This is a genomic window from Alkalihalobacillus alcalophilus ATCC 27647 = CGMCC 1.3604 (assembly GCF_000292245.2).
Taxonomy (GTDB): Bacteria; Bacillota; Bacilli; order Bacillales; family Bacillaceae_D; genus Alkalihalobacillus; species Alkalihalobacillus alcalophilus.
In genome coordinates this window covers 1-16157 of the sequence record NZ_ALPT02000001.1, presented here as the reverse complement: position 1 = coordinate 16157, position 16157 = coordinate 1, and the positions used below count along the sequence as shown (strand labels likewise).

Here is a 16157-nt window from a genome sequence, read left to right as displayed (position 1 = left end):
TCAATAAAGAATTCAATAAGAAGGAGGCTGGATAGATTGTATATTCAATCAATCGAACCAACACCTAGTCCAAATACAATGAAACTTACATTAAGTGAAAGTTTAGGCGGGGAGTCAGGTCATAGTTATACTGTGAAAAATAAGGATACAGCACCGAAAAATATACAAGAGTTATTTGAGGTTGAAGGGGTAAAGGCTGTCTATCATGTAGCTGACTTTATTGCCATTGATCGTCATCCGAAAGTCGATTGGAAACTTATTTTACCGAAAGTAAGAGCGATTTTTGGCGAGAACGCTGAAGCATTAAAAGCGGAAGAAAAAGCGACTGAGCATTTTGGTGAAGTGACCGTTCAATTACAAATGTTTAAAGGAATTCCGATGCAAATCAAACTATCAGATGGAGAGCAAGAAAAGCGTGAAGGTTTGCCAGAACGTTTTGTTGAAGCACTAGCTAAAGCTCAATCTGATTCTGATAATGTCGTCTTGGAGAGAAAATGGGTTGACCAAGGGGTACGATATGGTGAGTTAGATGAGATAGCAAAGGAAGTACGAGAAGAAGTCTCAGCTGCTTATTCGGAAGAACGCTTAAAAGAATTAGTACAAGCTGCTAACCGTGGAGAAGGAGAGGCAGGGGCTGAGCGTATTACAACGAATCGTTATATAAAAGTGACACTTGAAATGCTTGATAAAGAAGACTGGCGTGAGCGTTATGAAATACTAGACAGGATGGATCCGAGCGAAGAAGATTTGCCAGTTTTAGAAAAAGCACTAGAGGATGAAAAAGCATCGATTCGAAGGTTGGCTACGATGTATTTAGGGATGATCGAGAAGCCTATTGTATTGCCACTCTTATATAAAGCTTTAAAAGACTCTTCTGTAACTGTTCGTCGTACTGCTGGCGACTGTTTGTCCGATATCGGTGATCCAGCAGCTATGCCAGAAGTAATCGAGTCTTTAAAAGACAAAAATAAACTTGTTCGCTGGAGAGCCGCGATGTTTTTAAATGAAGTAGGTGATGCATCGGCGATTGAAGCCTTAAAAGAAGCAGAAAATGATCCGGAATTTGAAGTAGCTCTTCAAGTGAAAATGGCGTTAGAAAGAATTGAAGGTGGGGAAGAAGCCAAAGGTTCCGTCTGGAAACAAATGACCGATTCTCTGTCATCAAAACAAAAGTAATGAGGGATAAAAACAAATGAATATAGAACAATTAAAAGCAAAGTTATCAGTTGATAACATGGAAGATTTACTCGAGCTTGTCGAAGATGCTGAAAAAGGCTATTTAGAGGAATTAGAACTAGTCGAATCGATTGGGCTTTGTTATGATCGAGAACTTAACAAACAAATTATCGATACATTAAAAGCCTGTGGTGTCGAAATCATTTATGTAGAAGACGAAGAGTAAATAAAGAACGCCTTAAAAGGTATAATTGGTTGATAAAGTCTTGTTAAACGAGATTTTATCAACCAAGTTTTTGTTTCAGAGATAACACAGGATATGGTGTTAGTTTACTTCTGGTATATCATCTGAATTAATTTTCATTTAGGGGCTGTTATATAGTGATATACAAAAATTGTCTTGAAGGTATTACTGCTAATACGTTGAAAGGTTTCTTTGATGGTTGGCTTAATCCTCCTAATGCTCAAACGCATTTAAAATTGTTAGAAAACAGTAGTAAAGTGATTGTGGCAGTAGATGATAATACTAATCAAGTAGTTGGGTTTATAACAGCAATTAGTGATGGAGTACTGTCTGCCTATATTCCTTTCCTTGAAGTTTTGCCAGAATATAAAAATAAAGGCATAGGCTACGAATTAGTAAAGCGAATGTTAAAAGAGCTTGACCATATTTATATGATTGATTTATGCTGTGATGATGAATTAGTTCCTTATTATGAGAATTTTAATATGAAAAAATCAAACGGAATGATTTTAAGAAATTACGAAGTGCAATCAGGAAGTCCTAATAAATTAAGAGCAGATAAAAACGGCCCAGCTAGTTAGTTCCACACTCGCCTCCGCGTCCTGCGGAAAGCGTGCCCCCATCTCGGGAGCGGAGCCGGAGGGCCTCTCAAGTACTAAAAAGTTTGTTGAAAAGTTGCTGCTTGGGAATTGTCCAAGCATTTTTGGTGCTAAATTCAAATAACTTGAAATAAAAACCCCCAAAAGCTCTTAAAAAGGCTTTTGGGAGTTCCTTTAAACCGAATATTCGTTTGTATACGTAAAAATCGAACGTTTGCCATTCTCTGTCGTGAATTCAAAGCGGTCGTAAATGATGTCTTCTTTGCCTTTTTTTAATTTGCGATCATAATGATGTAATACCATTGTAATCCCTTGATTCGTTTTATAAGTTAGGAAGTTGGTACCTGAAAAATCGGATGTTTGTTCTTGACTGAGCAATTGACGCAATAATGTGTTATGGCATTCAATCAAATCATCATGTGTAAGTCCGTAGCTCATTAAGCTTTTTTCAAACGCCTCAAGTACTTGTGGTTCAAGCTCTTGCCTTAAGATCATATAAGGATCAAATTGATCTTTGTGAATAAAAATCCAATCCCCGTCGATTGGCGAATACATCTGTTTGTCATTAGATTCAAATTGACCAGCCCCGATATAATAACCGCTATAATTAGTCGAATCGATTTGCCACATTAATTCAAAAGGGCAGTCATCAAGGTCTAGAATACCGCCATGCTCATCAATTAATACAAAATGCTCGTTACGCTCTTCAAATGTGTATTTAATATAATCTTCAAGTTCAATAGTGGGCCGAATAGCTAAACATTTAGTAAGGAGCTGTTGTTTTTTTGAGTTAAGGAATTCTATCTCAAAAAAATCTTCATTATATGATAATTGTTTTATCCGGTTTTCGTAAGCGAGAAGTAAAGACTCGTTATAGGATAAATCGTTTTTAAAATCTGTTTTTTCTAAAGATTGACCGGAACATTCCAAACTGACCCCTTCTTTAATTAAGGGATAAAAAGCCTCTTGCTGCTTGTCGACGATTAATGTCGGTAAAGAAAGTAGGGCAAGGATGGTAATTTGTCCACGAAAAGGCTTTCGAGGTTCCAAAATTAAATCATCTAAACGGGCTAAATATGTACCTTTATGTTGATCGGTATATTGTACGGTAAACCCAATTAATTGTTGTGCTTCTTTACGATCCATTTAGACTTTCACTCCTTTTCTATCGGTCATTCATTTATCTATTTGTTCGTTAATTTAGCTTTTCTGCAGAACTATCATAACGGGCAGTAAAAAACTAAAAAACAAACTGTCCCATCATTTTACCATAAAACGAAACGTTTTAAAAAAAATGAACGCAAACGACGTTCATTTTTTATTCTGTATGTTAACAATCTATGATTATGATGACGATTGTTGACAATAAAATGAAAACAGAACCTTCAATCTCGATTATATCTCATTTCTTGGAGCCTGATGAGATGGTTCATTTTTTCCACTCGTGCTTTTTCTAATTGATTATGATAGTCAATTAAGGTAAGTTCCATTTTTGATAAGGTTACAAAAATGTTTTCTTTTTGTTCGAGTTGGTTTTTAAGCGATAATGACAAAAACGTATTTAATAGTTTGGGGACATCCTCTTTAAACATCCTTCTTACAATATGTTTTTCCTCGTAATCAAGTAAATCAAAATCAGAACTTAATTTACTCGCTTGTTTGATTAAGCGCTCTAAGCGGTTTTGAATTAATGGATCGATTGAGAATTGCTCGACCGAATCAAAAAATCGTTTCGATTCTTCTAGTAATAGTGGAAGTTGGTCTGTTTTAGAAGCTCCGAGGAGTTCTTTTTGTTTATCTAATAATTCAAGTGAACCTTCTGATTGGCTTTGTCCTTGAGAAAAAGCTTCATCAAGTCGGTGGATTCGAAAAAATATCCCTTGAAAGAGTGAAGACTGTTTTAAAGATCTAACATGCCATGTTCCATCTTTCATATAGTTTATAGAAGCTTCCTTACAAATCCCTACACCATTTTTGGAACGTACATAATGACGATAACAAATAATTGTAATACGTTTTTGAATTGGTGAGACTGAATATTTTGTATCTAGCAATTGAAGTTTAATAAATTTATGGTTGATCTTTAAGCGGACGATTGATTGTTTTTGCTTGCGACGTAAGCTTCTTTTTTGATTATAACCTGGTGCTTTTGAGATTAAATGATCAATTAACTTTTCCCCAGTTTTCAGTAATTTAGTTGTTGCTTCATCACGAAGGAGATGTTCATCCACAGCTCTTTTGTGGGCGGGGGTAAAAAAGCGTAGCCATGGTGAATCCATTAAATCTTTCATCATTTCTCCTCCTTTTTTGGGTCTCTGTTTGCATTTATTTGCCGATTAATTTCGTTTTCATTTCTTTATTAAGAGTGTCCATTTCTTCAATGAATTTTTTTCCGCTTGTCACAATTCGTTCATTTGATTGTTCAGTTAATTCAATCGCTTCAAAAACTTGATTGTAGGCTTTTCTAAAAGCTTCAATCGCAATCGCAGGTTCTTCTAATGTCTTTAAGGTTTGTTCAGTATTTTCTTTTAATAATTGTGCATTGGATAATAGCATGGATTCTGTTGCTTCATTAACATTTCGAACAGCAGAGATCACTTTTTGCTGATTATTTAATGCTAATTGAATAGAAGCAGTGACCGTAATGATGTTTTTTGTCATTGTAATGGCATTAAAAATCGCTTCCTCAAGTTTATCATTATTATCAATAATTAAGTCAACGGAAGCTAAGGATTGCTGAAGAACCATAACGGCTTGAGACATATTTTTGACCCTCGTGACAATTTTCACTTGCCCCTTTTTTAATTCATTCGGGTTGTCTTTCCACTGCTCTGAATCCATTTCTTGCTCTAGCATTTCGTGTAGTTGATTGCCATTATCAATTTGAACGTTTAAATTATGAATGCGTTGTTTAGCCACTTCTTTTAATTGTTGCAGCATAACATTGTCTTCTTGAAGTTTATCACGTCCGCTCAATAACCCTTCGATCACTTGTTCTACTTGTGCTTCGACTGTTTGATATTTTTTTGTATAGGCCTCAATAGGGCTTCTTTTTAATAATTTATTAACCCATTTTTTTAGCTGACCATCATTTAAATAATCAGGCTCTAATTGACTAACCATTTCTTTTAATTGGTATAATTGGTTAGGCAGTTGGTTGGATTGATCATTCATCATTTCTTTAACTGGGCGTTTTAAAGCTTCTAAAGATTCGCCCGCTTGTTTTTGTTCATCTTCGCCTAATGATTGTAGTTTTTCGAGGATCGCATCAATATTTTTTTCTTGCTTTATATGTTTTTCGATTTCTTCCTTAATCAATGGAGAATTTGTCGATTGATTTGTCATAAAAAATACCTCCGATTTTAATTGTTCTTTCTTTTATTTACGTATTTATTTAGAAGAAAGTTTCATTTCCGTTTTGAGGATTAAAAACTGGTTTAAATGGTAAGATTCCTTGATTTTATTATGAATGAATTTATAGGAATTTACAATCTTCGTACTTACGTATTCAAAAAGATTACATGCCCCTTTTTTTGTATCCTTAAACTATTTAAAAAGATAATTGTCGAAAAGGAATCAGACCAAAGACTGATTTTATTACATATATAAGGAAACGGACTGTTGTAAAAGCGAACAAATTCAGTGATTGTTGTTTGTTTTGTTCGTCGTTAAACATCTGTACGCTGGTATTATACTTTTATAATAAAATGATTAGAGAAAGGAGTGTTTGTATTTTTATTCAATTTAAAGTTATTAATATACATTAAATGCTCATATAGGTAATAGAGAGGGGATGGAAAAATACCTTTTAACGCTTGGTAGAAAGCGTTTTCATATGAGGGGTTTATAATTTTTAATTTGCCGAAATGTCAGAAAAATGATATAATACTGTATATTAGCTCGAAATTATTTGGGGAGAGTTGATTGAATTTATTTTTTGGAGAAAGGTTGATGCCAATGCGGAACGCTGGATACCCGAAGAAACAAGGCCTGTATGACCCGCAATTTGAGCACGACAATTGCGGTATCGGTTTCTTGGCTCATATGAAAGGAAAGAAATCACATCAAGTTGTTGATGATGCACTTCATATTTTACGTAATTTGGAACACCGAGGTGGCCAGGGGGACGAAGTGAATACAGGTGATGGTGCCGGTATTCTTTTACAACTTCCACATCGTTTCTTTAAAAAGGTCTGCCAAGCAGAGGAAATGACTCTTCCGAATGAAGATGAATATGGTGTAGGGATGCTGTTTTTGCCACAAGATGCTCATCAAAGAGAACTTGCGGAAAAGAAACTAGAGACAATTATTAGAGAAGAGAATGTAGAACTACTTGGCTGGCGGAATGTGCCAACTGATGATTCAATGCTTGGTAATGCAGCAAAATCAGCGATGCCATTTATTCGCCAAATTTTTATCAAGAAGCCAACACAAATGAAAAGTACAGATGAATTTGAACGGAAATTATATGTGATTAGAAAACGGGCAGAAAATGAAACGGCTGAATTTGTTCCCGAAGGACAGTCTTTTTATTTCACAAGCTTATCTAGTCGTACCATTGTGTATAAGGGAATGCTGACGACGGAACAAGTAAATCAATTTTATTTAGATATCAATGATCCGGACTTTGAATCAGCATTGGCGCTTGTCCATTCAAGGTTTAGTACAAATACATTCCCTAGCTGGGAGAGAGCACATCCGAATCGTTACATGATTCATAACGGTGAGATAAATACCGTTAAAGGGAATGTGAATTGGATGCATGCTCGTGAACAATTATTTGAATCACAGTTATTTGGCGATGATATGGATAAAATTAAACCAATTATTGATCAAAATGGTAGTGATTCATCCATGTTTGATAATGCTCTAGAATTTCTCTCATTAGCTGGACGTTCCATGCAACATACAGCGATGATGATGATTCCGGAACCTTGGCAAAATGATCAAGCAATGAGTCCAGAAAAGAAAGCTTTTTACCAATTCCATAGTACCTTAATGGAGCCTTGGGATGGACCAACAGCGATCGTCTTTACAAACGGAAAACAAATTGGTGCCTGTTTAGATCGTAATGGCTTAAGACCTTCGAGATATTACGTGACAAAGGATGATTATATTTTAATGTCATCTGAAGTGGGTGTCTTGGAAATAGAACCTGAAAATGTATTATATAAAGAGCGTTTGCACCCAGGGCATATGCTTTTGGTTGATACTGAAGAAGGTCGAATTATCCCTGATCAAGAAATTAAAGAAGAAATTGCTAAAGAGCACCCTTATCAAGAGTGGGTAGCTGATCATTTAATCCAATTAGAGGATGTTTTAGAAACATCGAATGTTGAAAATACAGATTTTTCTAAATTGAAAGAGAGGCAACTTGCTTACGGTTACACGTACGAAGAACTCTCTAAAATGATTACGCCAATGATTAAAGATGGTGTTGATCCAGTAGGTTCAATGGGATATGATTCGCCACTAGCGGTTTTATCAAAAAAACCACAGCTTTTATATAATTATTTCAAGCAATTATTTGCACAAGTGACAAATCCGCCAATTGATGCGATTCGTGAAGAAGTTGTGACAGCGATGGGGACAACAATCGGTGCTGAACAAAATTTATTAAACCCTTTGCCTTCAAGTTGTAGACATATTCATTTACCATATCCGATTATTAATAACGAAGAATTAGCCAAACTTCGCCATAATAAAATGGTTGGGTTTAAAGCTACGACGTTATCGATTTTGTTTAAAGTGGGGAATGAAGGAAGTCTAGAAGCTTCATTGGAACAACTGTTTGAGCAGGCGGATCGTGCGATTGAAGCAGGTTATTCACTCATTGTATTAAGTGATAGAGGAATGAATCAGAATTTTGCGGCCATTCCTTCCTTGTTAGCTGTTAGTGGGTTACATCATCATTTAATTCGAAAAGGGACAAGAACAAAAGTAAGTATCTTATTAGAATCTGGGGAACCAAGGGAAGTTCACCATCACGCGGTTTTATTAGGGTATGGTGCGGAAGCAATTAACCCTTACTTAGTTTTTGATTCTGTTGATGGGTTAATTCAAGATGGTTTAATTGAAGATTATTCCTATGTCGAATCTGTTAACCGTTATGTAAAAGCAGCAACAAAAGGGATTATGAAAGTCCTATCAAAAATGGGCATTTCCACGATTCAAAGTTATCGAGGAGCGCAAATTTTTGAAGCCGTTGGTGTATCAGATGAGGTCATTAACAAATATTTCACTTGGACAACGACTAGGATTGGTGGAATTGGTCTAGCTGTTATTGAACAAGAAGTTTTAAAGCGTCATGCTAGGGCTTATTCAAATCAAGAAGGTGTCGATAAAACACTTGATGCAGGTGATGATTTGCAGTGGAGACGTGATGGTGATCCGCATCAATACAATCCTCACACGATTCATATGCTTCAAAATGCCTGTCGTTCTAATAATTTTAAGCTATTTAAAAAGTATTCAACCGCCATTAATGAACAAACGAAACAGCAAACTTCTTTAAGGGGCTTGTTAAAGTTTAAGGGTGACCGACCTTCTGTTCCATTAAAAGAGGTTGAACCTGCTTCTGAAATTTTTAAACGTTTTAGAACGGGAGCAATGTCCTTTGGTTCGATTTCTCAAGAAGCACATGAAACATTAGCGATTGCGATGAACCGAATCGGAGGGAAAAGCAATACAGGTGAAGGTGGGGAACATCCAGAGCGTTTTACTCCGGACGAAAATGGTGATTTGAGAAGAAGTTCGATTAAGCAAGTAGCATCAGGTCGTTTTGGTGTGACAAGTCATTATTTAGTCAATGCTGATGAAATTCAAATCAAAGTGGCACAAGGGGCAAAACCTGGAGAAGGTGGACAATTACCTGGTAACAAAGTGTATCCATGGGTGGCTGAAGTTCGTGGTTCAACACCTGGGGTTGGTCTTATCTCACCACCACCACATCATGATATTTATTCAATTGAAGATTTAGCGGAATTAATTCACGACTTAAAAAACGCAAATCCTGCAGCAAAAGTTAGTGTTAAATTAGTTGCTGGTACAGGTGTAGGCACGATTGCTGCTGGTGTTGCTAAAGGTAGGGCCGATGGCATTATTATTAGTGGATATGATGGTGGAACAGGGGCTGCTGCCAGAACAAGTATTAAGCATACAGGTTTACCTTGGGAAATTGGGTTAGCAGAAACACATCAAACACTCCTATTAAATAATTTACGGAGTCGTGTCACTTTAGAAACTGATGGGAAGTTAATGACAGGAAAAGATGTTGTCACAGCTGCCTTATTAGGTGCTGAAGAATATGCGTTCTCTACAGCTCCTTTAGTCGTTTTAGGTTGTATTGTGATGCGTGTCTGTCATTTAGATACATGTCCAGTCGGAATTGCAACACAAAATCCTGAGTTAAGAAAAAAATATATGGGATCGCCTGAGCATGTAGTTAATTTTATGAGTTTTATAGCGGAGGAAATTCGTGAAATTATGGCTGAGTTAGGGTTCCGTAAATTTGATGAGATGATCGGTCGTACGGACGTCTTGGAAGTGAATCCCAACATTGAAAATGATAAAGCAAAAACAATTGATTTATCGAATTTGCTTTATAAACCAGAAGTAAATTCACAAGCGAAAAACTATAAAACGGTTGAGCAAGACCATCAACTTGAAATTTCACTTGATCACCGCAAACTATTGCCAGTAAGTAAAGCAGCCATTGAACATGGTGAAAAAGTCTTTATTGAATCAGAAGTGAAAAACATTGATCGTGTAGTTGGAACAATTGTAGGAAGTGAAATCAGTAAACGTTATGGTTTAAAAGGTTTACCAGAGGATACGATTAATATTCAATTGCACGGGTCTGCCGGTCAAAGTTTGGCAGCTTTTCTACCAACAGGAATGACGATCACTTTAGAAGGTGATGCCAATGACTATACAGGAAAAGGATTATCTGGTGGTAAATTAATCATCTATCCACCGAAGAATTCTACCTTTAAAGCGGAAGAAAACATTTTGATTGGTAATACGACTTTTTACGGGGCAACTAGTGGAGAAGCGTATATTAATGGAAATGCAGGCGAACGTTTTGCGGTCAGGAATTCAGGTGCATCTGTTGTTGTTGAAGGGGTAGGAGATCATGGCCTTGAATACATGACAGGTGGAGTCGTTGTAAACTTAGGAACGGTAGGTAAAAACTTCGCTGCTGGTATGTCAGGCGGGATTGCCTTTGTATATAATCCGCATGGTGATTTTGCTAATAAATGCAACAAAGAAATGGTCTTACTTGAAGAAGTATTAACGGATATCGATTTATCGTTATTAAAATCGATGCTCGAAAAACATCAGTCATATACAAATAGTCAAGTAGCGAAGAGCATTCTCGGAAATTGGCAAAATGAAATTAAGAAGTTCGTTAAAGTCATTCCAAAAGATTATAAACGAATGCTTGAAGCGATTGAGCGTGTTAAACAAGAGGGGTTAGCGGATGTTGATGCAGTGATGGCTGCGTTTGATGAAAATAAAAACGATAAATCGCGAGTTAGTGGAAAATAATAGAAGGGACTGGGACAAAACGAAAGTGTTTAAGCAAAGATACGAACTAGACACTCCTTTAGTGAGTCTACCTCTCTAAGGGAGCAACGAATATTAAGTTCGGATTTTTTGTTCGTTAAACTCTTTTGTCTCAGCCTCCTCTCCATATGAATTCAGAACAATAGAATGCAGTTTGGAGTGAAATGAATGGGGAAACCAACAGGATTTTTAGAATATAAAAGAGAGAACCCAACGAAGCGGGATCCATTTGAAAGAACAAAAAATTGGCAGGAGTTTCAAATCATTATGCCGGAAGCTTCTTTAAGGAAGCAAGGTTCAAGGTGTATGGACTGTGGCGTCCCTTTTTGTCAAACGGGTACAACAATGGCTGGTTCAGGAGAAATCGGTTGTCCTGTTTACAATCTCATTCCAGAATGGAACGATCTCGTTTATCGCGGGAAATGGCGTGAAGCACTTGACCGCCTCCACAAAACAAATAATTTTCCGGAATTTACAGGAAGGGTTTGTCCAGCTCCATGTGAAGGTTCCTGTACATTAGCGATTAGTGATGACGCTGTATCCATTAAAAGCATTGAGTACCACATTGTCGAAAGAGGTTTCCAGGAAGGCTGGATTACGCCCCAGCCACCTAAAACAAGAACCGGGAAAAAAGTAGCTGTTGTAGGTTCTGGCCCAGCTGGACTAGCAGCGGCAGCACAATTAAACAAAGCCGGTCATTTAGTTACGGTTTTTGAACGTGAGGATCGTATTGGTGGCCTATTAACATATGGAATTCCAGATGTGAAGTTAGCGAACCATATCGTTGAACGTCGTGTAAAGCTTTTAGAGGAAGAAGGGATTCTATTTAAAGCTAACATGGAGGTAGGGAAAGATATTACAACAGCTGAGTTAGATAAGGAATTTGATGCTGTTATATTATGTACCGGTGCTACTAAACCTCGTGATGTAGAAGTGGAAGGCCGTGAATTAAATGGTATTCACTTTGCTATGGATTTCTTAACGGCAAATACGAAAAGTTTATTAAATTCAAATTTTCAAGATCAAGACTATATCGATGCGAAAGATAAACACGTTATTGTTATTGGTGGTGGGGATACTGGAACAGACTGCATTACAACATCAGTCCGTCACGGGGCGAAGTCGATCACTCAATTTGATATTAATAAAACCAAATTAGAGGAGCGACCAGCTAATAATCCATGGCCGATGTTCCCAATTGTTCATACGGTAGATGATGGCCATAAAGAAGCAAAGGCTGTTTATGGTAATGATCCGCGGGCCTATCAATTAATGACAACTAAATTTGTTGGGGATGAAAATGGAAATTTAAAAGAGCTTCATACCATTTCTGTTGAAACTAAAATTGATGAAAATGGACAAAAGACTCGTCATCCTATTGCAGGTTCAGAAAAAGTTTGGCCAGCTGATTTAGTATTATTAGCAGTTGGGTTTACTGGCCCTGAAGAAAAGATTATTCAACAATTGAAGTTAGAAACGGATAAGCGCTCTAATATTAAAGCAGAATACGGTCAATATGTAACAAGTGTTGAAGGAGTTTATGCAGCTGGAGATAATCGTCGTGGTCAAAGTTTAGTTGTGTGGGCTATTCACGAAGGCCGAGAAGCCGCAAGAGAATGTGATCGTTATTTAATGGGAGCTTCAAATTTACCTTAAAATATATAGGGATTTTCTATTTTTAACATGTATTATATAATAAAAAGTCATAGCCTTTTCACCAATATTATGAGATGATAGAATTATCTATTAATTGGTGAGGGGGCGTTTTTTTATGTTTTCTTGGATAAAACGTGGCTTATTAGTCTCTACAGCGCTTCTATCGATTGGTCTTGTTACGACTGGAACCGATTATCGAGAGGTTTATGCAGAAGAGCCATTACGTTTGTCAAAATCAGTGTATGAAAAACCTAATATTTATAAAGTAGATGAAAGTGAATATGCTTTGTTCCATGCCGTTCTTCCTTCAAGTACGGATAAATACATACATCGAGATGTGTCATCTGCTGAAGTTTATACAAATTACCTTTTGCAATTTGCTTATGATATGAGCATGCTCAAATTTGGTGAAACGATATCCAAACAGATCGAAAAACCGTTTCAAGACGAGATTTTACCAAAGCTGTCAGAAGTCGTTGCAGAGACAACTAATCAATTAACGGAAAATGAGTGGAAACAAGTAAAATTATCATCCAAACCAACGAATGGTTCAGGTGAAAAGATTTTTCACTTATATAATGAAGAGAGTGGAGAAGATATATTTCGTTTTCACGTTCGAAGAGATCAACCACCGAAAAAAGGGCATTGGTTTAATTTTCATTATCATACATTCTTAGATGGTCATGAAGGTCATCATAATTTAGGGGATGTATACTGGGGGAAAAATATGCCGCCAAAATGGATGGCTTAATTTAAAAAAACTGCAGCAATTAGGTCCATACGACCTTTGTTGTGGTTTTTTTGCATATGTACTTCTTTTTTGATTAAAACCCTTCTATTTGACTAGTTAAAGTCTGTTTTTAGTTAATAAGACTTACTGACTACATTTGCAGTTTGTGGTAGTATAGACCTATATAAGTGGTCATGAAAAGGGGGTTCAACCTGTGAAAAAACGTCAAATATGGTTCATTAGTGTGACTTGCTTCATTTTTATTGCGGTTTGGACTATAGCATTTATACAATTTAGCAATCACGAGCAAACAAACACACTTCCAATCGATGAAGAAACAACGTTGGAAGTTGCTCAATTAGATGATAGAGAAGAAGAGCCGTCAGAAGTAGAAATAAATGTTGTCGAATCATCTAAACAAGAAGAGGATGAGCAACCAATTAGTGTATCGAGTAATGGCAAAGTGGACTTAAGAATGTTTGACTTTAGTGATATATCGACTCCTGATGGTGTACCGATCGATGGGATTTTGAAAAAAGTTGGCTTATCTAAATAGTGTATTTACTCGAATATTCACTTGATCTTCATTTATTTTTTCACATTATTTAGGGCTTTTTTGGTACGATAGAAACATAGTGAGTTTTGAACGTAAGGAGGAGCCTAAGTGGAAATATTAAAAAAGATTAAGGAAATTCCTACTTGGTTAAGGTGGGTATTTCGAGTAGTAATGGCCTATATCGCACTGCTAGCAGTCATATTAGCTTCAACGATTTTTGTTGTGTTGGTGACTTTCACTTTTATTATCATTGATTTTTTTAGTGGGTCAGAAAGCTTAAAGGGCTATGCTGAGGAGAATTTAGTGCCTATTTCTGAATTTATGTGGAATTTATTTACTTTATTAGTTCCCGGTTTATAAATTTCTGATGTACAGATGCTTTTGGACTTCATAAATGGAGAGGTGGGATATCGTGGAAGCGCAGATTGTGCAGGCTGTATATAAAACAGGCGTTTATATAGGGGAATGTTTGCAGGTGAAAGAGGCCGAAAATAAAGCACTTGTAAAAGTGGTTGCTGTCAAAAAACATCCACAACAAGGGGATTTGCATCACCCAAAGCAAACAGAAGGTGTATTCTTTCATGAAAGAAAGGCGTTAGCTCAATTTGAGAAAGCTTGGATGCCACTTTCTTCTTTAAAAAGCTATCAAGGAGAGGTTTTAGAGTATAAAGAATCACTAAGTATTGCATGGAATCAATTACATGAAAAGCTTAAGAGTGAAGAGACAGATTTTAATTTAAAAAGCTTGGAAAAATTAAATGATTTAAAAAAGGAATATCGTTTTGAATAAGGTATTGTTAAAATGATTAATGGATAGGGGCTGTACTTCTAAAGTTCAATTGTTGACTTTAGAAGTACAGCTCTTTTTTCTTATTAGGGATAGATAGTATTCATTTTTGAATGAAGTCAGCTAGGTGGGCATGGGGTGTTGTTTACCGTTCGCTTTATATACATTGAAAAGGGGCTGGACCTTCAAAGGTCATTTTCATGACTTCTTGGTCAGCCCCGTTTTTTAATTTGGAGATAATTGAAAGATTTTCTTTTTTTATTATTAACTAACAAAAAAGCTTAACGAAGGGCTGAGCTGAACTTTTAGTTCATTGACCTCGGTTTCTGTTAATGGCACAAGTGGCAGTCTAACAGAGCCAACTTGGACACCGTTCATATTAAGTGCCGCTTTAACTGGTGTTGGATTTGGTGCAGCAAATAGGGCTTTCATGATAGGTAACAGTTCTCTATGCTGGATTGCTGAGGCTTGTACTTGACCAGCAAAGAAATTTTGAATCATTTGTTGCATTTCATTGCCAATAATATGAGAGGCAACGGATACAACACCTGTACCACCAATCGCTAATACAGGTAAAGTTAAACTATCGTCACCACTGTATAAGGCAAAACCATCTGGTGCACCTGCAATAATGGTTGTCATGGCGTCTAAATCACCACTTGCTTCTTTGGTTGCAATGATATTAGGTAGTTTTGCTAAACGAAGTGTCGTTTCTACGCTAATATTGACACTGCTACGCCCTGGGATATTATATAACATGATTGGCAAATCTGTTGCTTCGGCAATCGTTTTAAAATGTTGATAAAGTCCTTCTTGAGAAGGTTTATTATAATATGGGGCAACAAGCATAATCGCATCGACACCTAATTGTTCGGCTTGCAAGGTTAGTTCAACAGATGCTGCGGTTGAATTAGAACCAGTTCCGGCGATAACAGGAATACGGCCATTAACAGCTTGAACGACTGTTTCAAATAAATGTAATTTCTCCTGATGTGTTAATGTTGGAGATTCACCGGTTGTTCCAGCTACAACAATGGCATCTGTACCATTACTAATTAAATGCTCAATTAAATCTTTTGTTTTATTTACATCTACTTTGTTTTCTTCATTAAACGGGGTTACCATTGCGGTAATAACTCGTCCTAAATTCATTTTACTCACCCTCAATTCCATTATTATCAATAAAATGGGCTATATCTATTATCTCCGATTGAACACAAAAAAAACAACAATGAAGGATCCTCATTGCTGCATGGCAAAACTGTGCGTACACAATCATTCCAATGCGTGAGATAGCCCTCCATATAGCTCCATGCTATATGACAGTCCTGCATTTATTAAATACAGTCCCAGCTAAATAAAAGATGAGCTTCTTATTTAGCTTCGGCAAAATCCCCTTTTAGTATGCTTCATCAAAGCTCAACCTTCTACACATACTTACTGATGGAGTTTGCTCCTCTAGCCTCACTTCAACTGATGAAGTAAAGATTATTCACTATAGTGACTCTACCTTATCAAAAGATTTTACTCATTGCAATGATTTCATTTCACTTTTATGATACAAATCATAAAAATTAAATTTTATTTCTAATAATTGGGATTTGAAGGGTGTTCAGTAGCTCGTCTAATTCCTGGCTACATCGTACGGTTTCATCTGAAGTGAATCCGTACTTTTCGGCTAAACGTAACATTTGATTCCGCTTTGATTCAATTTGTAACTTGATCATTTATTTCCACTCCATTTAATTTTTCTGTGTAATCATTCTCATTATAATTTTGAAAAAAATATAAATACATTTATGAATAATTAACACAAACATTATTATAAGCGATAAAAAATC

General features: G+C 36.4%; 14 protein-coding genes and 1 riboswitch. Of the genes, 9 read left to right on the top strand and 5 right to left on the bottom strand.

The window, feature by feature from the left end; translation table 11 throughout:
* The first annotated feature begins 36 nt into the window (after positions 1-36).
* The 3 genes from BALCAV_RS00065 to BALCAV_RS00055 all read left to right on the top strand — a co-directional run bounded on the left by BALCAV_RS00065 (position 37) and on the right by BALCAV_RS00055 (position 2001).
* Complete coding sequence (locus BALCAV_RS00065) at positions 37-1176, top strand: conserved virulence factor C family protein (protein WP_003323255.1); 1140 nt, start codon at positions 37-39, stop codon at positions 1174-1176.
* A 16-nt stretch (positions 1177-1192) separates the two neighbouring features.
* Positions 1193-1402, top strand: a complete 210-nt coding sequence (locus BALCAV_RS00060) for a hypothetical protein (RefSeq protein WP_003323256.1) — start codon at positions 1193-1195, stop codon at positions 1400-1402.
* Between the two features lie 155 nt (positions 1403-1557).
* Positions 1558-2001 carry a GNAT family N-acetyltransferase gene (locus BALCAV_RS00055; RefSeq protein ID WP_003323257.1) on the top strand — a complete coding sequence of 148 codons (444 nt, stop codon included), beginning with the start codon at positions 1558-1560 and terminating at the stop codon, positions 1999-2001.
* Between the two features lie 192 nt (positions 2002-2193).
* Here BALCAV_RS00055 and BALCAV_RS00050 read toward each other — a convergent pair whose 3' ends face one another.
* The 3 genes from BALCAV_RS00050 to BALCAV_RS00040 form a co-directional block, all read right to left on the bottom strand.
* Positions 2194-3165 (bottom strand): DUF2777 family protein, encoded by a 972-nt coding sequence (locus tag BALCAV_RS00050; RefSeq protein ID WP_003323258.1) that lies wholly within the window; start codon positions 3163-3165, stop codon positions 2194-2196.
* A 239-nt stretch (positions 3166-3404) separates the two neighbouring features.
* Complete coding sequence (locus tag BALCAV_RS00045; RefSeq protein ID WP_003323259.1) at positions 3405-4310, bottom strand: hypothetical protein; 906 nt, start codon at positions 4308-4310, stop codon at positions 3405-3407.
* Between the two features lie 34 nt (positions 4311-4344).
* Positions 4345-5364, bottom strand: a complete 1020-nt coding sequence (locus BALCAV_RS00040; protein WP_003323260.1) for a toxic anion resistance protein — start codon at positions 5362-5364, stop codon at positions 4345-4347.
* Between the two features lie 612 nt (positions 5365-5976).
* On the opposite strand from BALCAV_RS00040, the gene gltB reads away from it, so the two are divergent.
* From gltB to kapB, 6 genes are all read left to right on the top strand, one after another.
* Positions 5977-10569, top strand: coding sequence for a glutamate synthase large subunit (gene gltB, locus BALCAV_RS00035; protein ID WP_003323261.1), 4593 nt, complete (start codon positions 5977-5979; stop codon positions 10567-10569).
* Positions 10570-10755: 186 nt separating this feature from the next.
* The gene (locus tag BALCAV_RS00030) at positions 10756-12243 is read left to right on the top strand and encodes a glutamate synthase subunit beta (protein ID WP_003323263.1); all 1488 of its coding nucleotides are present in this window, start codon (positions 10756-10758) and stop codon (positions 12241-12243) included.
* A 115-nt stretch (positions 12244-12358) separates the two neighbouring features.
* On the top strand, positions 12359-12994 hold the full coding sequence (locus tag BALCAV_RS00025; RefSeq protein ID WP_003323264.1) for a YpjP family protein: 636 nt from the start codon (positions 12359-12361) through the stop codon (positions 12992-12994).
* Between the two features lie 193 nt (positions 12995-13187).
* Positions 13188-13529 carry an SRPBCC family protein gene (locus BALCAV_RS00020; RefSeq protein ID WP_003323265.1) on the top strand — a complete coding sequence of 114 codons (342 nt, stop codon included), beginning with the start codon at positions 13188-13190 and terminating at the stop codon, positions 13527-13529.
* Between the two features lie 108 nt (positions 13530-13637).
* Complete coding sequence (locus tag BALCAV_RS00015) at positions 13638-13889, top strand: hypothetical protein (RefSeq protein WP_003323267.1); 252 nt, start codon at positions 13638-13640, stop codon at positions 13887-13889.
* Positions 13890-13941: 52 nt separating this feature from the next.
* Positions 13942-14319 carry a sporulation phosphorelay system protein KapB gene (gene kapB, locus BALCAV_RS00010; protein ID WP_003323268.1) on the top strand — a complete coding sequence of 126 codons (378 nt, stop codon included), beginning with the start codon at positions 13942-13944 and terminating at the stop codon, positions 14317-14319.
* A 261-nt stretch (positions 14320-14580) separates the two neighbouring features.
* On the opposite strand, the gene dapA is transcribed toward kapB, so the two are convergent.
* A complete protein-coding gene (dapA, locus tag BALCAV_RS00005; protein WP_003323269.1) occupies positions 14581-15468 on the bottom strand; it encodes a 4-hydroxy-tetrahydrodipicolinate synthase in 888 nt (295 codons plus the stop codon).
* Between the two features lie 133 nt (positions 15469-15601).
* Positions 15602-15785: riboswitch (Lysine riboswitch) on the bottom strand.
* Positions 15786-15890: 105 nt separating this feature from the next.
* Positions 15891-16043 carry an aspartyl-phosphate phosphatase Spo0E family protein gene (locus BALCAV_RS21385; protein ID WP_003323271.1) on the bottom strand — a complete coding sequence of 51 codons (153 nt, stop codon included), beginning with the start codon at positions 16041-16043 and terminating at the stop codon, positions 15891-15893.
* Between the last annotated feature and the right edge of the window lie 114 nt (positions 16044-16157).